A 25,031-nucleotide genomic window follows, 5' to 3' on the forward strand; every position below is an offset into this window, starting at 1 on the left:
GCCTGGTGATTTTTTGTTTTTCACCTTGATCGCGACACTATCGAATACTCATAAAATTCGACTTAAACGCTAGGGCTAACAAGAGCTTACCGGTAATAGGTTTCGAAAGAGGCTTAACGAAGGGTCACCCGAACAAGGATGATTAACCTAAAGATTTAGCCAATGATTCCGGGCGGAAGCCGATAGAAGTTAGAGCGTCCTTTGCGCGTACGACAGGACGCGCGGGCGCCATTCTTGTTGAGCATCGGTCCGATGCTCTATTGTCGGCTCTGGCGCTTCTGCATCCAGATCACCACGCGAAAGACGATGTAGAGCAGCGCCACCGCCGCATGCGAGGCGAGGATAAGCGGCCGGTGGCCGAAGAGCTCGGGAAAGCCGGCATACATGACGGTCTCGGTCGCCGCGCAGATGAACCAGATCACCGGCCCCCAGGAGGCCAGCATCCACAGGCCGGCGGCGGCGAAGGGGAAGAAGACGGCGAGCGTCACCGCCGCCACCTGCCAATGCACCGGCATCAGGTCGAAGCGCCACAACGAACCGGGATAGAAGCCGATCAGCCGGATCCAGTACAAAATCCCGAACAACAGGCAGTAGCCCGATATGACGCGCTGGAACCAGGCGAAGATGACCTCGGCCGTCGAGGGCTGGAGCACGACGCGTCTCGACGTGACGTCGCTCACAGTTCGAGTTCCCGTTCGCCGAGCGGAGCGAAATAGGCATCGACGTCGGCAGCGCTGACGTCGTCGATGCCTGCCGGCCGCCATTGCGGCGTCGAGCCCTTGTCGATGATGGCGGCGCGGATGCCTTCGTAGAAATCGTGGCCGGCAAGCATGCGGTTGAGGATGCGGAACTCCATCCGCATGCACTCGTCCATCGACAGCGTCAGTCCGGCGCTGATCTCGCGCCAGGCGACGTGCAGGCTGGTCGGCGAGCGGGTGCGGATCGTCGCCAGCGTCTTTGCCGCGAACGCATCGGCGGGTGCGGCGCGCTCCAGGCTGCCGATGACGTCACCCAGCGACAGTTGCGCGAAATGGCGGGCGATCGCTTCCAGCGTCGGACTGTCCGTCTCGCGCCGGGCCGGGACGGAAAAGCCGCGCAGCGCCGGTTCCGGGTCGCCGGTCGCGACCAGCCTATCGAGAAAACCGGCCTGGTCCTGCGCCTTGATCGTATGCGTCGCCAGGCCAGACCACAAAGCATCGCCATAGCGGATGCGGTTTCCGGTCAGGGCCAGATACATGCCGAAGCTGCCGCCAAGGTTCGGCAGGAGATGGCTGGCGCCGACATCCGGGAAGAAGCCGATGCCGACTTCCGGCATCGCGAACTGGGCGTTCTCGGTCAGTACCCGATGCGAGCCGTGGAACGAGATGCCGACGCCGCCGCCCATGACGATACCGTCGATCAGCGCGACATAGGGTTTCCCGAACCGCGCGATGCGGGCGTTCAGCCGGTATTCGTCGGCGAAGAAATCGACCGGCGGCTTTCCGGCCCGGCCAGCCTCGTAGATGTGGAGGATGTCGCCGCCGGCCGAAAACGCCCTGCCCTCGGCCTTGACGACGACAACATCGATGCCGTCGTCCCGCTCCCAGGCGCGCAGCGCCTTGTCGAGCGCGTTGACCATGCGGTGGGTGACGGCATTGAGCGCCTGCGGCCGCGTCAGCGTGACAACGCCGGCCCTGCCCGATCGTTCGAAGCGGATCTCGTTGCCGCCGCCAAAATCCATCGCCTAAGAATCCCTCCCCCGCGCCGCCGGGACTGAAGTGCTAAAGCGTGGCGCATGGGCGCGTCAATGGCGGGGCGCAATCCTGCCGCCTTGGCCACCGCCGGCAGCCGATGCTAAAACGGACCATCTTGATGACGGGCTTTCAAACCGGACGTCGAGCCATGCTTGGATTTTCGCGGCTTGCCCTGGTGGCGATCGGCCTGATTGTATGCGCGGCCGCTCGTCCCGCATTGGCCGGGGACGACCTCTATCGCGCGAAGACCATCGTCACCGGCCAGGGCGAAGAAAACCGCCGGATCGGCTTCAAGTCCTGTCTGGATGCGGTTCTGGTCAGGGTCTCCGGCGATCAGCGGCTGCCGAAAAAGCCTGAAATGGCGGCGCTGCGCGACAAGGCTGGCAGCTTCGTTGCCGAATTCCGCTATCGCGACCGGATGGAAGGCATTCCGATCCACGACGAGCAAGGCACGCACGACCGGCCGCACGATCTGACCTGTCTCTACAGGCCTGGTGTGATCGACCCGGTACTGGCCTCGCTCGGCAGCAAGCCGTGGCTCGCCGAGCGGCCGCGGCTGGCGATCTTTCTGGCAACGGAGCGAGGCGCCAGGCATTTCGCGCTGGCCGCCGACGATAAGCGCGGCGAACCGATGCGCGAATCGTTCGTGAATGCTGCCGACCCCCTGGCGATGCGGATCGCATTCCCCAAGGCGTCGCTGCTCTCCGAATCCGGGCTGGACGACAAGGCGCTGCACGAGGTGGATATCGCGGCTCTGGACAAGGCCGCCAAACAGGCCGGCGCCGACCAGGCACTTGCCGGCAGGATCGTCTGGAGCCACAAGGAATTGGGCTGGATCGCCGACTGGCGGCTGGCCACGGGCGGCAGGACCTACAGCTGGCAGGTGCGCGGCGTCAGCTTCGACGAGGCGTTCCGCGTCGCCATGCGGGGCGCGGCGCAGGTCCTGTCCGGCAACGGTCAGCCATAGGTATGCCGAGTTTCAGGTTCGGAACACACCTGTTTGGTCGCTTCGCGCCCGTCTTCGACTCCGGCTCGGCCTGACCTGAAACTCGGCATACCCCTCCCTTACGACGCTGGCACAATCGTGTCGCATTGGTCAGCGGCGGAGGCTCGTGGTAAAAGCCGCCCGATCCGGAGTTTTGGCGATGAACAAATTTACCCCAGCAAAGCCTGCCGGCGCGCGCAGCGTCGACGAGATCACCGGCAGCCGCCGTTTGCGCCGCATGCGCAAGGCCGATTGGTCGCGCCGCCTCGTCCAGGAGAACCGGCTCTCCGTCGACGACCTGATCTGGCCGATCTTCGTCGTCGACGGGAAAAACATCCGCGAGCCGATCGCCGCCATGCCCGGCGTCTTCCGCCTGTCGCTTGACCTTGCCGTCAAGGAGGCCGAGCGCGCGGCAAAGCTCGGCATTCCGGCGATCGCCACCTTCCCCAATGTCGAGCTCGGCCTGCGCGACCAGACCGGCTCGCACATCCTCGATCCGGAAAACGTCATCAACCGCGCCACGCGCGCCATCAAGCACGCGGTGCCCGAGATCGGCATCATCACCGACGCAGCACTTGATCCCTTCACCTCGCACGGCCATGACGGCATCTTGCGCGACGGCATCATCGTCAACGACCAGACCGTGGAGCAGGTCGCCGCGGCTGCCGTCATCCAGGCTTCGGCCGGCGCCGACATCATTGCCCCGTCCGATATGATGGATGGCCGCATCGGCGCCATCCGCGATGCGCTCGACGCCAATGGTTTTCAGGATGTGGCGATCATGTCCTACGCGACGAAATTCGCCTCCGCCTTCTACGGACCCTATCGCGAGGCGGTCGGCACCGCCGGCCTGCTCAAGGGCGACAAGAAGACCTACTATCTCGACCATGCCAATTTCGACGAGGCGGTGCGAGAGGCCGAGCAGGACCTCGCCGAGGGCGCCGACATGCTGATGGTCAAGCCCGGCCTGCCCTATCTCGACATCATCCGCAGGCTGAAGGACGAATTCCGCATGCCGACCTTCGCCTATCAGGTGTCGGGCGAATATTCGATGATCAAGGCGGCCGCCGCCAATGGCTGGATCGACGGCGACAAGGCGATGCTGGAATCGCTGCTCGCCTTCAAGCGCGCCGGCTGCGACGGCATCCTCACCTACTTTGCGCCCGAGGTGGCGGCGATGCTTAAGGGGTAGGCACCCGCATCGCTTTGGGATTTTGCTGCAATCCGCTAGAATGGATTTATGAGCAGGAATGAGGTCATCGAACGGTTGCGGAGAAACGCAGATGCCATCAAAGGCATGGGCGCGACTTCGCTGTATCTGTTCGGGTCGACGGCGCGGGACGATGCGCAGCCGGACAGCGATCTTGATCTGTTCATCGACTATGATCCGGCGCGGCGCTTTTCTCTGATCGACCTGGTCGAGATCAAGCAATTTCTGGAAGAGAAGATGTCAACGGAAATCGACATCACCACGCGTGACAGCCTTCATCCTATGTTGAAGGCCGAGATCGAACAATCGGCCGTGCGCGTATTCTGATGGCAGTCCGCCGGATCGAGCCTATCCTAGCCGAGATCATAGCGGCATTGGATGGCATCAGCACTGCCACCGCCGGCAAGACCCTGGATGACTTTCGTGACGACTGGCTGCTTCGTCATGGCGTGGAGCGCGGCATCGAGATCATTTCTGAAGCCACCCGGCACATCCCGGACGATTTGCTCGCTCTTGCTCCAGAAAATTCCCTGGAAACAGATCCGTGGAATTGGCAATGTTTTGCGTCACGAATACCACAAGACTTCCGACGCTATCGTCTGGACCGTAGTGACAGATAGTCTGTCGCCGCTACGCCTAGCTGTCGAGCGCATCCTCGAGGCATCCCGGCGCAAGTAACTGCAGCTGCAACCGCCTTTTTTGGCGGTGGTCCTGGTGCGGCTGGCCCAACGAGCCGCCCACCGCTCGGCGGCGATGTACCGCTTGCAAAACGCAATCAGTCCAGCTAAAAACAACTGATTGCATTTCAAAACCGGTTTAGGGAGGTACTCATGTCCAAGCTTCGTGTCAACGCATTCACCCTGTCTATCGACGGCTTCGGCGCCGGTCCCGACCAGGACCTGAAAGAGCCGCTGGGCATCGGCGGGGAAGCCTTGCTCACATGGATGCTCGGCACCCGAACCTTCCGCAACATGTCTGGTGAAGATGGCGGGACCACGGATACCGACGACACGTTTGTGACGCGCAGCTTCGAAGATATCGGGGCGTGGATCATGGGCCGAAACATGTTCGGGCCGATCCGTGGACCTTGGCCCGATGACACCTGGAAAGGCTGGTGGGGAGACAATCCGCCCTACCATGTGCCGGTCTTCGTGCTCACCCACTTTCCGCGGGATCCTCTTGTCATGGACGGCGGCACGACCTTCTATTTCGTAACCGATGGTATCCACTCAGCGCTGGAAAAGGCGAAGGCAGCGGCTGATGGCAAGGATGTACGGCTCGGCGGCGGCGTCGCCACGATCCGGCAATATCTCCAGGAAAAGCTCGTCGACGACATGCATCTTGCGATATCGCCGATGCTGCTCGGCTCAGGCGAGAATCTTTTTGCCGGCATCGACATGCCCCGCCTCGGCTACCGCTGCAGCGAGCAGGTCGCAACGCCGAATGCCACGCATGTGATCATCAAGCGCGATTAGGACGTTTCGTCTGCTCTGTTGGCGAAACCTCGGTACAGGCCCCTTTCTCCCCGTCACTATACGGGGAGAAATGCCCGGCAGGGCAATGAGGGGCGGCGCAATCGATCAATGATTACTCTGCCGGACAATACCCCCAATGGCAATATGACATCAAAATAAGTTTGGTCCCATGCAGTGACTTTGGCAAGTTCAACTGTCGAGGTTGGCGCCGTCCCTCATCCGCCTGCCGGCATCTTTCTCCCGTATAGTGACGGGGAGAAGGGAGCTCTGCCTTAATACTTCTCCGGCACATACAGCTCGCGCGGCAATACCTGGCGCTCGTATTCGGGATTGAAGACGCGGTCGGGCAGCGTGATCTCCTCGTGCGGCACTTCCTCATAAGGCATCTGCTTGAGGAGATGATCGATGCAGTTCAGCCGCGCCCGCTTCTTGTCGTTGCCCTCGACGATGAACCAGGGGGCTTCGGGAATGTTGGTGCGGGCGAAGGTCTCTTCCTTGGCCTTGGTGTACTGCTCCCAGCGCACGCGCGACTGCAGGTCCATCGGCGACAGCTTCCACTGCTTCATCGGATCATGGATGCGCATCTGGAAACGCATCTGCTGCTCCTCGTCGGTGATGGAGAACCAGTATTTGACCAGCGTGATGCCGGAGCGGACCAGCATGCGCTCGAACTCCGGCACGTCGCGAAAAAACTCTTCGACCTGATCCGGTTCGGCAAATCCCATCACCCTTTCGACGCCGGAGCGGTTGTACCAGGAGCGGTCGAACAGCACGATCTCGCCGCCTGCCGGCAGATGCGGCACGTAGCGCTGGAAATACCATTGCGACTTCTCGCGCTCGGTCGGCGCCGGCAAGGCGACGACGCGGCAGATGCGCGGATTGAGCCGCTGGGTGATGCGCTTGATGACGCCGCCCTTACCGGCCGAGTCGCGGCCCTCGAAAACCACAACCAGCTTCTTCCTGGTGTAAGCCACCCAGGACTGCAGCTTGATCAATTCGGATTGCAGCGTGATCAGGTTGCGAAAATATTGCTGGCGATCCATCGAGGGCGGATGCGCGTTCTTGTAGATCTTGGCGATTTCCAGCGACAGCGCCGGTTCCGACATTTCCAGCTCGTAGTCTTCATCGAGCGTGTCGGCGAGCTCCGCCTCCAGCCAATCCTTGGCAGGAGAATTCTGTTTTGCTTCGGTCATTTATGCTGCTCCGCGTGCACGCCCGTGTCGGCGTCGGCCTGCCGGCCAAGATCGAACACCTTGAGCCGACTTGCATACAGGCCGGCAATGACGGTTTTATTGCAGCCGGCCCGCCCGCCGGTCGCCCAACTCCGTGAGATGTGATCGATCAGCCTCCATGGCATGCACGACAAGCAGCGCGAATTGTCCTACAAATGCCAGGCTCTTTCGGGCAGCCTTCGAAGCAGCCCTTCTCAACGCAATTGTGAGGATCTGACATGGAATACCGCACACTCGGCCGTTCCGGGCTGAAGGTTTCGACGCTGACCATGGGCACCATGACCTTCGGCGGCGCCGGCGCATTTTCGGCGGTCGGCAAGACCGATCTCGACGAGGCGCGCCGGATGATCGACCTCTGCATCGACGCCGGCATCAATCTCATCGACACCGCCAATGTCTATTCGAATGGGCTTTCGGAAGAGATCATCGGCGAAGCGCTCGGCGGCAAGCGCAAGGGCGATATACTGATCGCCTCGAAGGCGCGCATGCGGATCGGCGACGGTCCCAACGACGAAGGGCTGTCGCGCTACCATCTGATCCGCGAGTGCGAGAAGAGCCTGAAGCGCCTCAGGACCGACGTCATCGACATCTATTTCCTGCATGAATGGGACGGCACGACGCCGCTGGAGGAGACCATCGCCGCGCTCGACACGCTCGTCAGCCAGGGCAAGGTCCGCTATGTCGGCTGTTCCAACTATTCCGGCTGGCAAGTGATGAAGGCGCTGGGGATCAGCGACCGCCAGCACCAGCCGCGCTTCGTCACCCAGCAGATCCACTACACGCTGGAAGCACGCGAAGCCGAATATGAATTGCTGCCGATCTCGGTCGACCAGGGGCTTGGCGTGCTGGTGTGGAGCCCGCTCGCCGGTGGACTGCTGTCCGGCAAATACAACCGCGACCAGGCCACCGCCCGCCAGCTCAGCGGCTGGTCCGAACCGCCGATCCGTGATGAGGAGCGGCTATGGCGGATCGTCGACGTGCTCGCCTATATCGGCAACAACCATGGCGTGTCGGCAGCGCAGGTGGCGCTTGCCTGGCTGCTCGGCCGGCCGGCCGTCAGCTCTCTGGTCATCGGCGGCCGCACCGAAGTGCAGTTCAAGGACAATATCGCCGCTGCAAGCCTGGTGCTGACCAGCGATGAGCGCGCACGCCTCGACGCAGTCAGCCGCCCGCCCGTTCTCTACCCCTACTGGCACCAGCAGTTCACGGCAAAGGACCGGTTTGGTCCGGCCGATCTGGTTCTTGACCGGGAAGGTGTCTGACTACGGATCCGGATCAGGTCGAAGGTCGCTGCGGGCTTAGCCGGAGATAAAACGCCAGACCTCGGGATCAGGCTCGATCTGACCGCTGAGCACGAAATATTTGTAGAGCACGAGCAAGCAGATCGCCTGCTCGGCCCGTTCGTCGGCGAACTTGCGGCAATAGGCGTTGGCGGCGGCAACGATGCGCTCTGCCTCAGTCGGATGACGTTCGAGATACTGCACCCGCTCGGCAAGATCCGTGAAATCAGGTTCGAGCGGGACATAGTGAACGTCAGCCACGAGTTCGCTTTCGGCGAACCATGTCTCATATGTCGGCGGCGGCATCAGGCACAGTGAATTCGAACTCATGATCCATTTTAGGTTGGTCGCCACATCGTTGCCTTCGAGTGAAATGATGTAGCGACAGCGCCGCTGCTGATCGATGCTCAGGTAAGGCTTGCGATATTCCGGCGCTGCCGTCGGTTTGGGCGTGCCGACGTCGCAAAAGGGCAGATCGCGCGCGGCCTCCAGAAGCAAGGTCCTTATCGGGTTGTTGAGCTCGCCGCGCCACACCGCAACCGGAAGCTTGTCCGCGAAGGCAACATCGTCGGCGGGCATGTGGAAGTGGCGGAACTTGTTGAGCTTGAACAGGATCCCGTTCCTGTTATCGCCGGCGATCGGCCGATCCTTGACGATCGACGGCATCGCAGGCACTTCGACGACGTCGCCGAATTCGAGGTCGATGCGCAAATCGGGATCGAAGTAGCGGGTAAATTCCTTCAGATCGTAGTAATACATGCTCCGGTCTGTCGGCAGCCGGCTGACCGGCACGGCCCCGGCGCTCGGCGCGAAAGCCTTCTGCAATCTGTTGTAATAGTTGAGACGCGCGCGGACCGATCCGTCCGAAAGCCTGGCCTGCTCGAGCAGCCCGGCGAGCCTGCGGCGGAACAGCGCCTGCGGTGCGATATCGCGCGCGGCATTGCGCGCATAGTAGAATAGCTTCTGTGCGTTTCTTTGAAGGGTGGCCATCGGTCACTTGGTGAAAAAGTCGGCTTGTGATTTGCCCTCCCGGCCCCTCCTACACCATTGTGCCGGCTATCTTGCAAGCCACGGAACCGTGTTCAGCCGGCCTGCCGGCTGTGTATGGAGCCGATCGCCCTTTGCGGTGTTGTGTTTGTAGCCCAATGCCCCTAGGCAGGGCTAAGAACCTTTGGGATTGTGAAAGGAAGAGATATGGCGCGAGCACCGAATTACGGCCAGGAACGCAAGGAACGCGACCGGCAGAAGGCCGCCAAAAAGGCGGAAAAGCAGGCGGCCAAGGCGGCAGCCAAGGAACGTTCGAAGCCCGAAGACGAGACCACGTCCGAGACCGAAACGGAAACGGCAGAGTAAAACGCATCCGGCCCGCGAGGCGGATCGGATTTGGCCTAGGAATCCCGCTGCGTCTTCAGGCCGGCGCCTTGTCGCTGACGAACACGTTCACCTCGCGCGCGGCGGCGATGAAGGCGCGCCTTGCGGTCATCGCCGGTTTGTCGCCGGCCAGCGCATCATGGCAGGCCTGCAGCGCTTCGCGATGCTTTGGACTGCGCTTGCCGGGCCAGTTGTTGAGGAGGTAGTCGGAAGCCTCGCGGGCCGTACGCAAGAGCTGAGTGGTTCCCTCAGCGCCCGACTTGACGGTCACGGGTGTTTCAAATCGGTTGTTTTCCATCGCCGCTCTTACGCCATCGGCGCTCGCGAAGCGAGGGCGAAAGTGGTTGCCTCCGCAATCACGCCGCGACGACGGCAAATCCCCTGGCACGCAGGCCGCGCCGGTCATTGTGCAATGATGTCACCAGCCGGTCGCGGCTGCCGACGATATGAGCCGAAAGCCGGTGTGCCGCCTCATCCGCATCGCCGGCGCGCACCGCCGCCAGAATGGCACGGTGTTCGGCCCAGGCACGGCCGAGTGCCGCCTCGTCGCGCACCTCCAGCCAACGCGCCCGCGACAGGCGCGTCATGGCATCGCGAACCGCCCTGAACAGGAACTCGTTGCCGGACAGGCGTGCCAGCTCGATGTGAAAGTCCATGCCGACGCGATGCCATTCCTCGCGCGGGGTGCCGGCATCGCAGGAGTCCAGCATCGCCTCGACGACGTCGACGGCGCTCCTGTCCTCCAAGGCACAAGTCAGCTTGACCGCCGCGACCTCGACCGCCTCGCGGTAGACGGCGATCTGCTCGAGCTCGGCGAGGTTGATCGGCGATACCGTCCAGCCGCGCCCGTCGCGGCAGACCAGACCTTCCGTCTCGAGCCGCAGCAATGCTGCCCTGACCGGTGTGCGCGACGCCCCGAAGCGGCTTTCGATCCAGCGTTCCGTCAGCCGCTCGCCGGGACCGATCTCGAGGCCGAGGATCATCTCCCGAAGCTGCTTTTCGACATTCTGCATCTGCGACATTGTGGTTTCCGATTTCCGGCCGTTTTGCTGGCGATCGGCGACTACCATCGTTTGCCGATCACGTTTGAGCGCCGCATTGACAGCCGTCGAGCTTGCGTCCATGACGGATACCAGCTTGGTATCCCAAAATGGTATCCGGAACAAGTCGTCGAGAGACTTGCCGGACAGGACAGGACATGCCGCAAGAAGCCACCCCTGCCATGCAAAGCGCCCACAACATCCACTGGCGCCGCAATCTCGCCGTGTGCTTTGCCGGCTCGTTCAGCACACTTGTCGCCATGACGCTGCTGTTACCCTTCCTGCCGCTTTACGTCGAGCAGTTGGGTGCCGAGGGGCACGCGGCGATCGTGCAGTGGTCCGGCATCGCCTATGGCGCGACGTTCTTCGCCGCCGCGCTAGTGGCGCCGCTGTGGGGACGGCTGGGCGACCGCTACGGCCGCAAGCTGATGCTGGTGCGCGCTAGTTTCGGCATGGCCGTCTGCATGTCGCTGACCGGCATGGTGGAGACTGTCTGGCAATTGGTGCTGCTGCGCCTGCTGATCGGTTTCGCCGGCGGCTATTCCTCGGGTTCGACCATTCTCGTCGCCATGCAGACGCCGAAGGACCGGTCGGGCTGGGCGCTCGGCGTGCTGTCGGCCGGCATCACCGCAGGCGCCCTCGTCGGTCCCCTGCTCGGCGGCGCGCTGCCGCCCTTGATCGGCATCCGCGCCACCTTCCTGCTCGCCGGCGGCGTCATTTTCCTGGCGTTCCTGGCAACGACTTTTCTCATCAAGGAGAATCCTCGCCCGGCAGCCGACAAATCAGCACCGACTGAGAAGCCGAAAGGCGGCTGGTCGCAAATCTCGGACAAACGCCCGGTCGTCGCCATGCTGGCGACCGGCATGCTGTTGAGCTTCGCCACCATGTCGATCGAGCCGATCATCACGGTCTACGTCCAGCAGCTCATCGAGGACCAAAGCGTGCTAACACTGACCTCCGGCGTCGTCATGTCGGCGGCAGCACTTGGCGCCATCCTGTCGGCGTCGCGCCTCGGCAAGCTTGCCGACCACGTCGGCCACTGGAACGTCATCATTGCGGCGCTTGCCGTCTCGGCGCTGCTGTTGATCCCGCAGGCCTTTGTGACACAGGGCTGGCAGCTTGTCGGTCTGCGTTTCCTGATGGGGCTGGCACTTGGCGGTCTCTTGCCCTGCATCACCAGCGTCATCCGTCACAATGTTCCGGACGGCGTCGGCGGCAATGTGCTGGGCTTGTCGATCTCGGCGCAATATGTCGGACAGGTCGCCGGGCCGTTGCTCGGCGGCTTCGTCGGCGGTCATTTCGGCATGCGCGCGGTGTTTCTCGGCACATCCGTGCTGATGGCGGGCGGTGCGGCGTATAACTGGCTGGTCCAGTCGCGTCGCGCGCGCGACATGCTGGTGCAGGCGGGCAAATCCTGACACGGTTTGCGGGCTATCACTGCTTCACGGAGACCAGAGACATGAGCACGGCCGAGCAACCAACAAGCGGCAGCGGCCGCATCCTCGTTCTCGTCGGCGGCCTGTGCGGCGCGGCCGGCGTGGCGCTCTCTGCCGCGGCGGCACATCTGGGCGGCGCTTTCGTCGGTACGGTCGCGTCGTTCCTGCTCATGCATGCGCCGGTCTTTCTTGCCGTCGGCCTCGTCGGCGCAAACCGGATCCTGCGAACCGCAAGCCTTATTCTTCTCGTCGGGCTTGTATTGTTCTGCGGCGATCTCCTCGCTCGTGACTTCCTCGGCTCGCCGTTTTTCCCGATGTCGGCGCCGATCGGCGGCACCTTGCTCATCGCCGGCTGGCTGGCGGTTGCAGCCTCGGCACTGATGCGCCCGCGCTCCTGAAATGGCATTCCCGCAGCTCAGCGGGAGAGCTGGGCCCCTCCCCAGCTCAAGTACGGCGCGCTTGCGGGCAGCCGGCCGGGTCCCGCCAAACGACGATCAGTCAGACGATGGCCAGTCTTGCCGGCGTTCGGGCCGGACCGGCAGGCCGCGATTGCGTGCCGCCGGCTTGGTCAGCCGGCGCCGCTCCGGCCTATCGATGGCCGGCGAGATGCCCCAATAGTTACGATAGATATCTTCGAACAAATGATTGATCGGATGCATGGCTTGGCTCCTTTTTCAAACTTGAATCGATCCAATCGACAGGCCAGAAAATGCCGTGCCGATCAGCTCCGCTTGCGCTCCACGAGAAAACCCAGATCGCGGATCCACGGACCGACGCCGCCGCGACGCGTCCGGGTCACCGCGTTCGAGGTTATGCTCCAGTCGTTGCGATAGATGTCTTCGAACAGATAATTGACGGGGTGCATGGCTCTCTCCTTCCTGAATCGATCCAATCGACAGTTGGGCGCTAAACTTGGATCGATTCAAAATACACTCGACCGCACGGTTGTCAAGCAAAATTTGAATCGATCCAACAAAGGTGCTAGATAGGAATCCGGAGGCAGAAAAAATGGCGTCATCAACCGAAGGCAATACGAAACCCATCCGGCTGGCAGACATCGCCAAGGCCGCCGGAGTTTCGCACGGCACTGCCTCCAACGTGTTCAGCCGTCCCGAGATCGTACGCGAGGAAGTCCGCGAACGGGTCAAGGCAGCGGCCGAGGCGATGGGCTATGCGGGGCCGGATCCCAAGGGTCGGCTGCTGCGTGCCGGCAAGGTCAACGCGATCGGCGTCGCCACCACCGAGCCGCTGTCCTATTTCTTCGAAGACCCCTTCGCCCGCGCGATGATGGCCGGGATTTCCGAGGCATGCGATGCCACCGGCGCGGGGATAGCGCTGGTGTCGGCCGGCAATCAGGAAAAACTTGCCTGGAACATCCAGAGCGCGCTGGTCGACGGCTTCATTCTGTTCTGCATTGAGGGCGGCTCACGCCTTGTCGAACTGACGCGCGAACGCAAACTCCCCTTCGTCGCTCTTGAGCTCGGTTTCGACGACGACACTGTTTCGGCAATCGGCGTCGACAATGTCGCCGGCGCCCGCCTGGCGGCGCAGCATCTCGCCGAGCTTGGCCATCGCCGCTTCGCCGTTCTGGCGCTGCCTTTCGCCGACGACAGCACCGGCCTTGTCTCGCCGAGCCAAGTTCGGGCGGCCGTCTACACCGGCACGCGCGATCGCCTCGTCGGCTATTTCGAGGCGTTTTCCCGGTACGGCGTCGATACCGCCGGGATACCGGTATACGAGACCGAAAACGACGAAGCCAGCACAACGGCCGGCCTCGAAACGATCTTCGCCTCGGCAGAGCCGCCGACCGCCATCCTGGCGATGTCGGACCGGATTGCCATGGTCGCGATCGAATGGTTGGCCGCGCGTGGTATTGCGGTTCCCGGCGACGTCTCCGTCGTCGGCTTCGACGGCGTCCCTGACGCCGCACTTTGCGATCCTCCGCTAACCACGGTCGCGCAGCCGATCGCCGAGATCGGCCGCCGGGCGGCGCGAACGATCCTCGATTTCGACGGCACGGTGCGACGCGAGACGCTTGGCGTCGAACTCGTCGTCAGGGCATCTTCCGGACCGCCGCCCAAAACAGCGTGAGGCAGACGCTATCGATTCAGCCTGTCGCCATGCCGCCCACGCCGAAGGATGCATGGACCGGCGGCGGCTCGCTGCGGACCGGCCTGCTCATGCTGGACCGCCCAATACCCGACAGCCATTCGAGGTAATAGGCGAGCGCGAACTGCATGGCGATGCCGGCGGCGATCAGCAAGCTGTCATAGGCAAACCCGCCCGGGTTGATCAGCTTCATCACCTGCGCCGCCATGGCGATCACCGTGCCGGCGATGAAAACCGGCAGCGATCGTTTGCCCAATATGGCGAGCGGATGGTCGCGGCTGGTGCGGAACAGGTTCGAGACAGAAGGAAACGCCACGATCAGGTAGCTCACCGCCAGAATGTGCAGCAGCCTCGGCAGCGACAGGAACGTCTTGTCGAAGCCGGTCAGCACCACGGGCAGGTTCAGCCACGACACGTGCCCCCATAGCGGGCTATGCACCCAGACCAACCCCGCCGCGACATAGACCGCCGACGCGCCGACCAGCCAGCGATTGACCGGAATGGTGCCGCCGCGCCTGATATGCAGCATGCTCGCCAGGCCGATGTTGAAGAGGAACTGCCACGACAGCGGATTGAGGAACCAGAAGCCGGGCTCAGGATAATTCGGCGGGGCGATCTGGTAGATCCCGGCAACCAGCCACAGAGCTCCGGACAGGGCGAGCGCCGTGAGAGGCCTGTGGCTGATGAACAGCAGGAAGGTTGGCGCCATCAGCAGCAGCACCGCATAGACCGGCAGGATGTTGTTGTAGCCGAGCTGATGGCCAAGCGTGACGATGCCGATCAGCGCTTGCTGCGGGTTCCTGATCAATGGCTCGATGTTGATCAGGGTCAGCATCTCCGGCCGCTTCGCGAACACCGCCGCCGCGCAGAAGATGGCCAGCACCGCCATCGTCGTCACGATGTGCGCGACATAGAGCACACCGGCGCGGCGCCACAATTTCAGTGTCGCCACGAGCCGGTTTCCGGACTGGAATTTTGAGCCGTAGGCGAGCGCGACGGACATGCCGGAGATCAGCACGAAGGCCTCGGCGGCATCCGAAAAGCCGAAATTCTTGTAGGTCAGGGTTTCGAAAACCGTGCCCGGGACATGGTCGACAAATATGATCAGCAGAGCGAGAGCGCGGAACACATCGATGCGCGTATCGCGTTCCGGGATACGCGTATCGCGTTCCGCGGCACGCGTGCCGCGATCCGGTGAAATTGGCATGGTCATCGATAAAAGGCCTCAAAGCTGGTTGTTCATGCCGCGATCGATGCGACCGCCGGACGCACCGCTTCGATTCTTCCCGCAGGAGCATATCGGCAAACAAACGGGCTGAAATGCGCCCGGTTCAATCAACTTTGAAGGAGCCCGAAAATATTCCGTTTTGAAGCCGGCAAATGAATAAAACGACACGAAATCAAAAGGATGCGATATGGCCGAAAAACCTCCGGAAGACGGCTTTTTGCGGTGCGACCTGCCGTTTTTCTACCGACTTTATCGCCCCGTGGATGCGAGCGGCGAATGCCTTTTTCTGCTGCATGGATCCGGTGTCGACGAGACGACTCTGGTGGCTCTCGGGCAGCAAATCGCACCGAACGCGGTGTTGGTGGCGGTGCGTGGCCGCATCGCCCAGGAGGACGGTTTCCGCTGGTTCGCGCGGATCACGCCGACGCGCTTCGAACAGGAGAGCATCTGCACGGAGGCGGACGCATTCGCGGGCTTCATCACCGCGGCCGCGAAGCGCCACGGTTTCGATCTCTCCCGAATGATCTTTCTTGGCTATTCAAACGGCGCCAATCTGGTTTCGACCGTGATGCTGCTGCATTCCGGCCTCATCGAACGGGCAGCATTGCTGCGCCCGATGCCGGTGCTCGACGATGTGCCCCCGGCCGATCTGTCCAAAGCACGCGTGCTGATCATCGCCGGCGCCGCCGACCTGACCTACGCGCCCTTCGCACCGGCGCTGGTCACATTGCTCGAATCACATGGCGCCGCGGTCGACGCCCACACCATCGCCTCCGGCCATGAAATCGGCGACCGGGATGCTGAAATCGTCAGGCACTGGCTGGCCGGCCCGGCAACCGCCATCGCGCAGGCAAATTGATGAGCCCATCGCCTATGCCCGCCCCATCCGGTTCCAGGCATCCAGCCCGGCGATCTTGTAGGCTTCGGCCAGCGTCGGATAGTTGAAGGTGTTGTTGACGAAGAAATCGACGGTGCCACCGAGATTGATCACCGCCTGGCCGATATGGATCAGTTCGGTCGCGCCCTCGCCGACGATATGCGCGCCGAGCAGCCGGCGCGTTTCGATCGAGAACAGAAGCTTCAGGAAACCGGTGTTGACGCCCATGATATGGCCGCGCGAGGTTTCGCGGAAGCGCGCCACGCCGACCTCATAGGCGCCGCCGCTCTCGCGCACCTGCTCCTCGGACTGGCCGACGGTCGAGATTTCCGGCACGGCGTAGATGCCGTAGGGAAAGGTTTCCGGCGGCGGCGGCAAGGGCACGCCGAAGGCATGGCAGGCGGCCACCCTGCCCTGTTCCATCGAGGTGGAGGCGAGGCTCGGAAAGCCGATGACGTCACCGGCGGCATAGATGTTCGGTGCGCGGGTCCGGAAGGTCTGCGGATCGACCTTGATGCGGCCCCGGGAATCGGCCTCGATGCCGACCGCGTCGAGGCCGAGCGCGCCGACATTGCCGGTGCGCCCCGCGGCATAGAGCACCATCTCCGAGCGTATGCTGCGGCCGTCGGCAAGCGTCACCTCGGCGTAGTCGGGTTTCGAGGCGATCTCCTTGATCGCACTGCCGAGCCGGATCGTCATGCCCCGGTCGCGCATCTGATGGATGAAATCGTCGACGATCTCGCGGTCGACGAAATCGAGGATGGTATTGCGCGGCTCGACCAGCGTCACCGGCACGTCGAGCGCCGAAAAGATCGTCGCGTACTCGACGCCGATGACGCCGGCGCCGATCACCGTCAATGGTTGACCGTGTTACGCATGAACTGGTGCTGCAGCACCTCGACCTCGTGATCGAGCGTCTTGTGCAGGCGCTCGATCAGATCGCCGACCGAAATGTCCTGCTTGACCCGGTAGCCGCGCCCGTAGAAGCCGCGCTCGCGCCAGCCGGAGAGGTTGAGCACAGTTTCCCGCAGCGTCTTCGACGGGATGGTGCCGGTATGCACGGACACGCCGCCAAGACGCCGGCCCCTGTCGACCACCAGCACGGATTTGCCCAGCTTGGCCGACTGCACCGCGGCGCGGCGCCCGGAAGGGCCGCTGCCGATGACCAGCATGTCGTAGTCCATGTCGCCCCGTCCCTCGCGCATGACCCCGAAAACCGATTTCGGTTTTCGGAAAAGGATCATGCGCCGATTCAAAGTGCTAGAGCGTCCTTTGCGCGTCCAAAAGGACGCGCGGCGCTCTAGGCGCGCTTTGTTGCATTGCAGCAAGCTAACGCCATCCGCGCTGCAAATTCAACCGATCCAGGCGCGACATTCGGCGCTGCCTCCAGTCGCATGCCGAAAAAAGGCTCGATCTTGATTCCGCCGCAGGACTTCACCATTTCAAGGTCACGCGGCCCGCACCTTGGCCCGGGCCTGATTGACGAGGAAATGACATGAACGCGCGCGTTCTCGACGGTGAAATCATCACCTCCAGGCTCGTTGATATCCGGGCCTATGACGGCGTGCGCACGCGGCGTGTCCTCGCCTTCATCATCGACTACTGCATCGTCGCGCTGCTTACCATTCCGTTCGCGATCCTGGTGTTCTTGCTCGGGATTTTGACGCTCGGCCTCGGCTGGATGCTGTTTTCCGTTCTCGTGCCGGCCGTCGCCATCCTCTACATCTGGAACACGCTCGGCAGCGCCGACCAGGCCACCACGGGCATGAAGATGATGGGAATCCGGCTCGACCGTCTGGACGGCACCCGTATCGACGGGCTGACGGCCGTGGTGCACTCGGTGCTGTTTTGGGCGGGCAACGTCATCCTGACGCCGCTGGTGCTTCTGGTGTCGCTGTTTGCCGACCGCAAGCGCACGCTGCACGACCTGCTGCTGGGCACGGTGGTCAGCCGCAGTGACCGCTGAGACAGCTTTTTCACGAGTCCCGCGAGCATTTGTGTGCAAAGTGAAGGCTCCGATGCCCACGCTTTCACAATCCTGTTGAATTTTTCGCCGTGCGCGCCAAAGGTATGATGATTCGCAGGAGTGTTTCCAAGGTTCGATGACGCACCATCCTACCCAGTCGCCGCAGTTCTTCCTGACCGCGCCGTCGCCGTGCCCGTATCTTGAGGGCCAGTTCGAACGCAAGGTGTTCACGCATCTGGTCGGCGACAAGGCGCCGGAGATGAACGACCTGTTGACGCAAGGCGGCTTCCGGCGATCGCAGAACATCGCCTACCGGCCGGCCTGCGAGACCTGCCGCGCCTGCGTTTCGGTGCGCATCCTGGCCCAGGAATTCACCGCCAGCCGCAACATGAGGCGGGTGATACAGCACAATTCAGACCTCATCGGCGCGATGCACGACGCGCAACCTTCGACCGAGCAGTATTCGCTGTTCCGCAGCTATCTCGATGCCCGCCACCGCCGCGGCGGCATGTCCGACATGACGGTGCTCGACTACGCCATGATGGTCGAGGACACGCATGTCGACACCAAGGTCATCGAGTACCGGCGCCGCGGCCCCGACAGCTTCATCACCGGCAAGGGCCAGGGCGAGCTGATCGCAGTCGCCCTCACCGACAAGATGGCCGATGGCCTGTCGATGGTTTATTCCTACTTCAATCCGGACTTCGAGGACCGCTCGCTCGGCACCTTCATGATCCTCGACCACATCGCCCGCGCCAGGGCGATGGGCTTGCCCCATGTCTATCTCGGCTACTGGGTCAACGGCTCGCGCAAGATGAACTATAAGATGCGCTTCATGCCGCAGGAGCATCTCGGCCCGAAAGGCTGGGAACGCTACGACCACGAAGCGGTTTCGCGCTGAATAGTTTTTCCAAAATCCAATCTTAAACTATTTCCAGGAAGAGCATGCTGGCCTTTCCGCTTAGCGGAGAGTGTGCAAAAGCGCGGCCGGCCGGCCTTCAAATTCATTGCGAGAATTGCCGCATGTCGTCCCACAACGATCACCAGAAGGGCCTTCTCATCACCGCCATCGGCGGGCTGACGCTGACCATCGACATTCCACTGATCCGGCTCGCCGACGGCGGCGCGTGGACGATCCTCCTGCTGCGCACCGGCACCACCTTGGTCGCGGCGCTGATCATCTGGGCCGTCTGGCGCTCGCTGAGCAGGAACGCGCCGCAGCTCATCCCCGGCTGGTCGGGGCTCGTTGTCGCCGTATGCTACGGGCTGACCTCGGTCACCTTCATCACCAGCATCTATTACACCACGACCGCCAATCTGGTCTTCATCCTGGCCTTCAACACCGTGTTCGCGGCGCTGCTGTCCTGGCTGTTCCTGAAGGAGCGGCCGCGACTGGTCACCGTGGTCGCGATGCTGGCCATGATCGTCGGCGTCGCGATCATCGTCGGCGATTCGATCGGCACCGGGCACCTGTTCGGCGATCTTATGGCGCTGTGCTCGGCTTTCTTCATCGCGCTGGCCATCACCATCTCGCGTGCCAGCGGCAAGGACATGGGGTTCACATCGCTGATCGGCGTGATCCTGCCGCTGGCCGTCGCGGTGTTCATGGTCTCAGGCGAAGGCGTTCAGGTGAACGCGCCGTGGTGGATTATCTTCAACGGCGCCGTCATCATGCCGATCTCGTTCTTCTGCCTCGCCAACGGGCCGAAATATATCTCGGGACCGGAAGTGGCGATGTTCTATCTGCTTGAAACCGTGCTGGCGCCCGTCTGGATGTGGATGATCTTTGCCGAGATGCCGTCGCGCAACAGCCTGGTCGGCGGTGCGATCCTGATCGTCACGCTGGTCGTCCATTCGCTATGGCAGCTGCATGAGGGGCGCAAGCGCCGCGCAACCCTTGCGGTCAGTCACCCGGCCTGAGACTTCTTCTCGGCAACGATTTCGATTTGTGGCGGCGCCCCTTCCAGCTCCGCCGGTGCTGCGGGGACAAGTTCGTCGGCCAATTCCACCTCGCGCAGCCATTCGCGCCAGATCGCGACCAGCAATGCCATCAGCACCGGGCCGATGAACAGGCCGAGAAAGCCCATCGTCTTGACGCCGCCGATCAGGCCGAAAAAGGTCGGCAGGAACGGCAGCTTTATCGGGCCGCCGACCAGTTTCGGGCGCAATGTCTTGTCGACGATGAACAGTTCGACAGCCCCCCAGATGAACAGCGCCAACCCGGCCATCGGCGAGCCGCTGGCGGCGAGATAAATCGAAACAAGCGTGAAGGACAGCGGTGCGCCGCCAGGGATCAGCGCCATGATGCCGGTCAGGGCGCCGAGCGTCACAGGCGACGGCACGCCGGCCAGCCAGTAGGCCACGCCCAGCACCACCCCCTCGCCGATGGCGATAATGGTCATGCCGGTTACCGTCGAGGAAATCGTCGCCGGCACGACGCGTGAAATCCGTTCCCACCTGGTCGGCAGGATGCGTTCGCCGAGACGATCGACCTGCCCGGCGAAATGCTCGCCGTCGCGATAGGCAAAGAACAGGGCGATCATCATGAACAGCAGCGCCAGCAGAAGGCCGAAGGCGCTGCCGCCGGCGGCCAGCACGCCGCGATAGATACTGCCGATGTTGGCGCCGCTGATCAGCTGGATCAGTTCGCCGATGCCGCCGGGATGGCCGAGATTGCGCGTCCACTGCTCGTTCAGCCAGTCGCCGACCACGGGCAGCGTGGCGATCCAGTGCGGCGTCACCGCGCCTTCGCGGTTGGTCTCGATCGCCCAGCCGACCCATTCGCGGACTTCGTTGCTGGCGTAGGCGCCGGCGAGCGCGATCGGCACCACCAGGAAGGTGAGAATGAACAGGATCGCCAATGTCGCGGCGATCGTGCGGTTGCCGCCGACAGCAGCGAGCAGCCGCCGATAGAGCGGCCAGCTGGCAAAGGCGATGACCAGAGCGGCCAGCACCGGGACCAGGAAACCATGAAAGAAATAGACCCCGGCGGCAACGATCAGCACCAGGAGCCAGCGCGCCGCCGACAGCGGCGGAATCACCGCGGATCTGACCGGCGTCGACAGGCCGAACAGGCGCTGCTGCCCTTCCGGTTTCCGAACTCTAGTTTCTTTCAAATGCCTATTTCTCCCAAACGCGTCGCCTTATGTAGCGATGCTTATGCACCGACATAGTGCAGCAATCGTGACGACATTCCAAATGTTTGCATGGAGGCGCTAATCTCCCCCCTTGAGGGGGAGATGTCGCCGAAGGCGACAAAGGGGGTCGGGACGTTCAGACGCGACCTCTTATTGCGAACAGGGGAGGCTGGCGTCTTACGCGCGGCGACCCCCTCTGGCCTACGGCCATCTCCCCCTCGAGGGGGGAGATTAGCAACTACCCGAATTTCCCCGTCCTCGGGAATCCCTTCGGCACCATGCGTCCGGCCGAGGCTCGGGCACCGATCCATTCGACCAGCTCTTCGCGTGATTTGATGAAGGTGCGGTCAGCCGAATCCTGCCAGGACAGACTGCTGGCGAGCGTGAAGGTCTTGAGATCGAGGACGCCGCCATCCTTGTATTTCTGCAGGCGAACGCCCTTGCCGCGACCCATCTCAGGGATCTCAGCGAGCGGGAAGACCAGCATCTTGCGGTTCTCGCCGACGATGGCGAGATGGTCGCCGGCGACCGGCACACAGCGCTGGGCCTCGTCGGGCGCCTTGACGTTCATCACCTGCTTGCCCTTGCGGGTGTTGGCGACAACCTCTTCTTCCGGCACGACAAAACCATTGCCGTCGTGCGACACCAACAGCAGCTTGCGCTTGGGATCATGGACAAAGGCGGTGACGATGTCCTGGTCGTTGTCCATGTCGACGATGATGCGGATCGGTTCGCCATGGCCGCGCCCACCCGGCAGCCGGTCGGCGCCGATCGTGTAGAACTTGCCGCCGGTGGTGAAGACCAGAACCTTGTCGGTGGTCTGGGCGTGGAAGGCGAGCTTGAGGCTGTCGCCCTCCTTGAAGGTCAGCAACGAATGGTCGGTCATGTGACCTTTCATCGCCCTGAGCCAGCCCTTTTCCGAAACGACCACGGTGACCGGCTCGCGCTCGATCATGGCATGGGCGATGTCGGTCAGGTCATGTTCGGGCGCGTCGGCGAACTGGGTCCGGCGCTTGCCGAGCTCGGTCTCCGGTCCGAATTTCTCGCGGATGCTGGAGACTTCCCACTTGATCGTCGACCACTGCCTGGCGTCGGACGCAAGCAGCGCCTCGATCTGCTTCTTCTCGATAGTGAGGCCGTCGAATTCCTTGCGGATCTCGAATTCCTCGAGCTTGCGCAGGGCCCTGAGCCGCATGTTGAGGATGGCTTCGGCCTGGTTGTCGGTGAGCGACCAGCGCGCCATCATGACTTGCTTGGGCTCATCCTCATCGCGGATGATCCTGATCACCTCGTCGATGTTGAGATAAGCGATTAGATAGCCGGCGAGGATCTCCAGCCGCCTTTCGATCTCGCCGAGGCGATGCCTGGAGCGGCGGATCAGCACCTCGCGGCGGTGCTCCAGCCATTCCTTGAGCACGCCTTTCAGCGACAGCACGTTGGGTATCTTGCCGCGCGACAGGACGTTCATGTTGAGCGGAAAGCGGCTTTCGAGCTCGGTCAGCTTGAACAGCGATTCCATCAGGATTCCGGGATCGACAGAACGGCTCTTCGGCACCAGCACGACGCGGACGTCTTCGGCGCTCTCGTCGCGGATGTCTTCGAGTAGCGGCAATTTGCGCGCCATCAGAAGCTCGGCGATCTTTTCGATCAGCCGCGCCTTCTGGACGCCGTAGGGGATTTCGGTGACGACGATGCTCCAGGTGCCCCTGCCCTGGTCCTCCTGGCTCCATTTCGCCCTGACGCGGAAACCACCGCGACCGGTTTCATAGGCTTCGAGGATCGAGGCACGGCTATCGACGATGATGCCGCCGGTCGGGAAATCCGGACCTTGGACGAAGTCCATCAATGTCGTCACCGGTGCATCCGGATGCTCGATCAGATGCAGGGCGGCGTCGCAGAGCTCGGCGGCATTGTGCGGCGGGATCGAGGTCGCCATGCCGACGGCAATGCCGGACGAGCCGTTAGCGAGCAGGTTTGGGAAGGCGCCAGGCAGCACGACCGGCTCCTCGTCCTCCTCATTGTAGGTCGGCCGGTAGTCGACCGCATCCTCGGTGATACCGGACAGCAGCTCGGTCGCCACGTCGGTCATGCGCGCTTCGGTGTAGCGCATGGCGGCGGCGTTATCGCCGTCGATATTGCCGAAATTGCCCTGCCCGTCGACCAGGGGATAGCGCATCGAAAAATCCTGCGCCAGCCGCACCAGCGCGTCGTAGATCGACTGGTCGCCATGCGGATGGAACTTGCCCATCACCTCGCCGACGATGCGGGCGCATTTGGCGAACCCCTGGTCGGGGTTGAGCCTGAGCAGCCGCATGGCATGCATGATGCGGCGATGGACCGGCTTCAGCCCGTCGCGCACATCCGGCAGCGCCCGGTGCATGATGGTCGACAGCGCATAGGCGAGATAGCGCTCTTCCAGCGCTTTCTTCAGATCGACCGGCTCGATGTTGTCGCCACCGCCATCGCCAGGCGGTAAAAGCCTTTTTCCCATGGGCTGGGACTAGCCGAGCGGGTGATTCGCGGCAAGAGGCGCTGAATGCGCCGCCCCTTCCGCAACACGAACTGGACGCCGACCAACATCAATCAGTTACATCCCGGCTCTATGGAAATGGATCGGATTTGCCTTTCGCCGTGGTTTTCGACCATTGTGCGGGAGAACGCCTTTTTCCCGTCCAGTTCGTCACGGAAGGGTGACGGCGCAACGAATTGAAAAGACAATCTTCAGGACACGCTCAGGGGACCCGCGATGACGATCAGACGCTCGACACTCAACAAACTTGCTTTTTCGACGTTTTTGCTGACGCTGCCGCTGAACGCGGCCTTCGCGCAGGATGCGGCGGTCGCCGACCGGCTGAAGGCGGCTCTCGCCGCCCAGGGCGTCGACATCTCCTGGACCGGGGTGACGGGCGATGCCTCCAGCATGGTGTTGCAAGGCGTGGCGTTCAAACCGGCGGCCGAAAAGGAAGCGTTCAAGATCGGCGACATCAAACTCGAAGGCGTGACCGAAGCCAATGGCGGTTATGAAATCGAAACCGTCTCGACTTCGGCAATCCAGCACAGCGAGGACGGCGTCACGCTCGACCTCAGCCCTTTCATCATCCACGACATGACGGTTCCGGCCGACGGCGCCACAGGCCCGCTGGGTTCAATGATGATGTATGAATCGGCCGAACTCGACAACATGACGGTCAAGGTTGCCGACAAGACCGCATTCTCGATGGACGGGCTCGCCATCGAAATCACCCCACCGGCCGACGGCAAGGCGATGGAATTTTCCGGCACCACGGAAAAGTTCAATGCCGACCTGACGCTGGTCGAGGACCCGAAGTCCAAGGACGTGATCAACGCGCTCGGTTACCAGAACATCACCGGGAACCTTAAAATGGCGGGCACCTGGCAGCCTGCGGACGGCAAGATGGAGCTGTCGAAATACGACATCTCCGTCGACAATGCCGGAACGCTCGGCATGACCTTCGGTCTCGGCGGCTACACGCTGGACGTCATCAAGTCGCTGCAGGAGATGCAGAAGAAGATGGCGGCGCAGCCAGAAGGCGCCGACAATTCGGCGCAAGGCATGGCCATGCTCGGCGTGTTGCAGCAGCTTTCGTTCAACAGCGCTTCGATCCGCTTCGACGACGATTCCTTGACCAACAAGGTGCTGGACTATGTCGGCAAGCAGCAAGGCATGTCCGGCAAGGACATCGCCAACCAGGCCAAGGCGATCGTGCCTTTCGGCATGGCGCAGCTCAACAATCCCGAATTGACGGCGCAGGTGTCGGCGGCGGTCGGCAAATTTCTCGACGAACCGCAGAGCATCGAGATCTTGGCCGAGCCGCCGGCAGCGGTGCCGTTTGCGCTGATCATGGCGGGCGCCATGTCCAACCCGGTGGACCTGACGAAGACGCTTGGCGTGACGGTCAAGGCGAACGAAGACTGATCGGCACGTCTCTGG

26 protein-coding genes and 2 pseudogenes are annotated in these 25,031 nt (G+C 62.6%); 16 read left to right on the plus strand and 12 right to left on the minus strand.

The window, feature by feature from the left end; genetic code table 11:
* Positions 1–257: 257 nt before the first annotated feature.
* A complete protein-coding gene (locus tag AC0L3N_RS07560) occupies positions 258–680 on the minus strand; it encodes a DUF6163 family protein (protein WP_473487717.1) in 423 nt (140 codons plus the stop codon).
* Entirely contained in the window at positions 677–1,720 is a 1,044-nt protein-coding gene (locus tag AC0L3N_RS07565; RefSeq protein WP_473546739.1) for an enoyl-CoA hydratase/isomerase family protein, read from the minus strand. The genes AC0L3N_RS07560 and AC0L3N_RS07565 overlap by 4 nt, the downstream gene beginning before the upstream one ends.
* Positions 1,721–1,908: 188 nt before the next feature.
* Here AC0L3N_RS07565 and AC0L3N_RS07570 point away from each other — a divergent pair, with 188 nt between their 5' ends.
* From AC0L3N_RS07570 to AC0L3N_RS07595, 6 genes and pseudogenes are all read left to right on the plus strand, one after another.
* Positions 1,909–2,700, plus strand: coding sequence for a DUF2066 domain-containing protein (locus AC0L3N_RS07570; RefSeq protein ID WP_473546741.1), 792 nt, complete (start codon positions 1,909–1,911; stop codon positions 2,698–2,700).
* 178 nt (positions 2,701–2,878) lie between these two features.
* Complete coding sequence (gene hemB, locus AC0L3N_RS07575; protein WP_473487720.1) at positions 2,879–3,910, plus strand: porphobilinogen synthase; 1,032 nt, start codon at positions 2,879–2,881, stop codon at positions 3,908–3,910.
* A 48-nt stretch (positions 3,911–3,958) separates the two neighbouring features.
* Entirely contained in the window at positions 3,959–4,255 is a 297-nt protein-coding gene (locus AC0L3N_RS07580; RefSeq protein WP_473546743.1) for a nucleotidyltransferase family protein, read from the plus strand.
* A pseudogene (locus AC0L3N_RS07585) lies at positions 4,255–4,380 on the plus strand (HepT-like ribonuclease domain-containing protein); the annotation flags it as partial. The gene AC0L3N_RS07580 and the pseudogene AC0L3N_RS07585, both read left to right, overlap by 1 nt.
* Entirely contained in the window at positions 4,373–4,606 is a 234-nt protein-coding gene (locus AC0L3N_RS07590; protein WP_473546815.1) for a HepT-like ribonuclease domain-containing protein, read from the plus strand. The pseudogene AC0L3N_RS07585 and the gene AC0L3N_RS07590, both read left to right, overlap by 8 nt.
* Positions 4,607–4,758: 152 nt before the next feature.
* Complete coding sequence (locus AC0L3N_RS07595; protein ID WP_473546745.1) at positions 4,759–5,403, plus strand: dihydrofolate reductase family protein; 645 nt, start codon at positions 4,759–4,761, stop codon at positions 5,401–5,403.
* A 272-nt stretch (positions 5,404–5,675) separates the two neighbouring features.
* Here the strand turns inward: AC0L3N_RS07595 and ppk2 are convergent, their stop codons facing one another.
* On the minus strand, positions 5,676–6,596 hold the full coding sequence (ppk2, locus tag AC0L3N_RS07600; RefSeq protein ID WP_473546747.1) for a polyphosphate kinase 2: 921 nt from the start codon (positions 6,594–6,596) through the stop codon (positions 5,676–5,678).
* 257 nt (positions 6,597–6,853) lie between these two features.
* Here ppk2 and AC0L3N_RS07605 point away from each other — a divergent pair, with 257 nt between their 5' ends.
* Positions 6,854–7,897, plus strand: coding sequence for an aldo/keto reductase (locus AC0L3N_RS07605; protein WP_473546749.1), 1,044 nt, complete (start codon positions 6,854–6,856; stop codon positions 7,895–7,897).
* Positions 7,898–7,933: 36 nt separating this feature from the next.
* On the opposite strand, the gene AC0L3N_RS07610 is transcribed toward AC0L3N_RS07605, so the two are convergent.
* On the minus strand, positions 7,934–8,905 hold the full coding sequence (locus AC0L3N_RS07610; protein ID WP_473546751.1) for a glycosyl transferase family 90: 972 nt from the start codon (positions 8,903–8,905) through the stop codon (positions 7,934–7,936).
* 204 nt (positions 8,906–9,109) lie between these two features.
* Here AC0L3N_RS07610 and AC0L3N_RS07615 point away from each other — a divergent pair, with 204 nt between their 5' ends.
* Positions 9,110–9,268 (plus strand): hypothetical protein, encoded by a 159-nt coding sequence (locus AC0L3N_RS07615; protein WP_123147561.1) that lies wholly within the window; start codon positions 9,110–9,112, stop codon positions 9,266–9,268.
* Between the two features lie 55 nt (positions 9,269–9,323).
* Here the strand turns inward: AC0L3N_RS07615 and AC0L3N_RS07620 are convergent, their stop codons facing one another.
* Positions 9,324–9,557 (minus strand): DUF982 domain-containing protein, encoded by a 234-nt coding sequence (locus tag AC0L3N_RS07620; RefSeq protein ID WP_473546752.1) that lies wholly within the window; start codon positions 9,555–9,557, stop codon positions 9,324–9,326.
* 85 nt (positions 9,558–9,642) lie between these two features.
* Positions 9,643–10,308: a GntR family transcriptional regulator gene (locus AC0L3N_RS07625; RefSeq protein ID WP_473546754.1), complete on the minus strand. Its 666-nt coding sequence runs from the start codon at positions 10,306–10,308 to the stop codon at positions 9,643–9,645.
* Between the two features lie 176 nt (positions 10,309–10,484).
* On the opposite strand from AC0L3N_RS07625, the gene AC0L3N_RS07630 reads away from it, so the two are divergent.
* Both AC0L3N_RS07630 and AC0L3N_RS07635 read left to right on the plus strand, forming a co-directional pair.
* Positions 10,485–11,744 (plus strand): multidrug efflux MFS transporter, encoded by a 1,260-nt coding sequence (locus AC0L3N_RS07630; protein ID WP_473546756.1) that lies wholly within the window; start codon positions 10,485–10,487, stop codon positions 11,742–11,744.
* A gap of 41 nt (positions 11,745–11,785) precedes the next feature.
* Entirely contained in the window at positions 11,786–12,160 is a 375-nt protein-coding gene (locus tag AC0L3N_RS07635; protein ID WP_473546758.1) for a DUF423 domain-containing protein, read from the plus strand.
* Between the two features lie 96 nt (positions 12,161–12,256).
* On the opposite strand, the gene AC0L3N_RS07640 is transcribed toward AC0L3N_RS07635, so the two are convergent.
* Positions 12,257–12,421 carry a hypothetical protein gene (locus tag AC0L3N_RS07640; protein WP_473546760.1) on the minus strand — a complete coding sequence of 55 codons (165 nt, stop codon included), beginning with the start codon at positions 12,419–12,421 and terminating at the stop codon, positions 12,257–12,259.
* 62 nt (positions 12,422–12,483) lie between these two features.
* Entirely contained in the window at positions 12,484–12,627 is a 144-nt protein-coding gene (locus tag AC0L3N_RS07645; RefSeq protein ID WP_473546762.1) for a hypothetical protein, read from the minus strand.
* Positions 12,628–12,770: 143 nt separating this feature from the next.
* Here AC0L3N_RS07645 and AC0L3N_RS07650 point away from each other — a divergent pair, with 143 nt between their 5' ends.
* The gene (locus tag AC0L3N_RS07650) at positions 12,771–13,853 is read left to right on the plus strand and encodes a LacI family DNA-binding transcriptional regulator (protein ID WP_473546764.1); all 1,083 of its coding nucleotides are present in this window, start codon (positions 12,771–12,773) and stop codon (positions 13,851–13,853) included.
* A 16-nt stretch (positions 13,854–13,869) separates the two neighbouring features.
* Here AC0L3N_RS07650 and AC0L3N_RS07655 read toward each other — a convergent pair whose 3' ends face one another.
* Positions 13,870–15,084 carry an OpgC family protein gene (locus tag AC0L3N_RS07655; RefSeq protein WP_473546766.1) on the minus strand — a complete coding sequence of 405 codons (1,215 nt, stop codon included), beginning with the start codon at positions 15,082–15,084 and terminating at the stop codon, positions 13,870–13,872.
* A 202-nt stretch (positions 15,085–15,286) separates the two neighbouring features.
* On the opposite strand from AC0L3N_RS07655, the gene AC0L3N_RS07660 reads away from it, so the two are divergent.
* Positions 15,287–15,958 (plus strand): alpha/beta hydrolase, encoded by a 672-nt coding sequence (locus AC0L3N_RS07660; protein ID WP_473546768.1) that lies wholly within the window; start codon positions 15,287–15,289, stop codon positions 15,956–15,958.
* A gap of 12 nt (positions 15,959–15,970) precedes the next feature.
* Here the strand turns inward: AC0L3N_RS07660 and AC0L3N_RS07665 are convergent.
* Positions 15,971–17,160, minus strand: a pseudogene (locus AC0L3N_RS07665) (FAD-dependent oxidoreductase).
* Between the two features lie 311 nt (positions 17,161–17,471).
* Between AC0L3N_RS07665 and AC0L3N_RS07670 the strand changes: the two are divergent.
* The 3 genes from AC0L3N_RS07670 to AC0L3N_RS07680 all read left to right on the plus strand — a co-directional run bounded on the left by AC0L3N_RS07670 (position 17,472) and on the right by AC0L3N_RS07680 (position 19,862).
* Positions 17,472–17,942: an RDD family protein gene (locus tag AC0L3N_RS07670; protein WP_473546770.1), complete on the plus strand. Its 471-nt coding sequence runs from the start codon at positions 17,472–17,474 to the stop codon at positions 17,940–17,942.
* 136 nt (positions 17,943–18,078) lie between these two features.
* Positions 18,079–18,843, plus strand: coding sequence for an arginyltransferase (locus AC0L3N_RS07675; protein WP_095491336.1), 765 nt, complete (start codon positions 18,079–18,081; stop codon positions 18,841–18,843).
* A gap of 122 nt (positions 18,844–18,965) precedes the next feature.
* A complete protein-coding gene (locus AC0L3N_RS07680) occupies positions 18,966–19,862 on the plus strand; it encodes a DMT family transporter (RefSeq protein ID WP_473546772.1) in 897 nt (298 codons plus the stop codon).
* Here the strand turns inward: AC0L3N_RS07680 and AC0L3N_RS07685 are convergent.
* On the minus strand, positions 19,850–21,058 hold the full coding sequence (locus AC0L3N_RS07685) for an AI-2E family transporter (protein WP_473546774.1): 1,209 nt from the start codon (positions 21,056–21,058) through the stop codon (positions 19,850–19,852). The two genes, AC0L3N_RS07680 and AC0L3N_RS07685, sit on opposite strands and share 13 nt — an antisense overlap.
* A 259-nt stretch (positions 21,059–21,317) precedes the next feature.
* The gene (gene parC / locus AC0L3N_RS07690; RefSeq protein ID WP_473546776.1) at positions 21,318–23,570 is read right to left on the minus strand and encodes a DNA topoisomerase IV subunit A; all 2,253 of its coding nucleotides are present in this window, start codon (positions 23,568–23,570) and stop codon (positions 21,318–21,320) included.
* Positions 23,571–23,825: 255 nt separating this feature from the next.
* Here parC and AC0L3N_RS07695 point away from each other — a divergent pair, with 255 nt between their 5' ends.
* Positions 23,826–25,016, plus strand: coding sequence for a hypothetical protein (locus AC0L3N_RS07695; RefSeq protein ID WP_473546778.1), 1,191 nt, complete (start codon positions 23,826–23,828; stop codon positions 25,014–25,016).
* Positions 25,017–25,031: the final 15 nt, after the last annotated feature.

This window comes from Mesorhizobium sp. WSM4807, assembly GCF_055811615.1.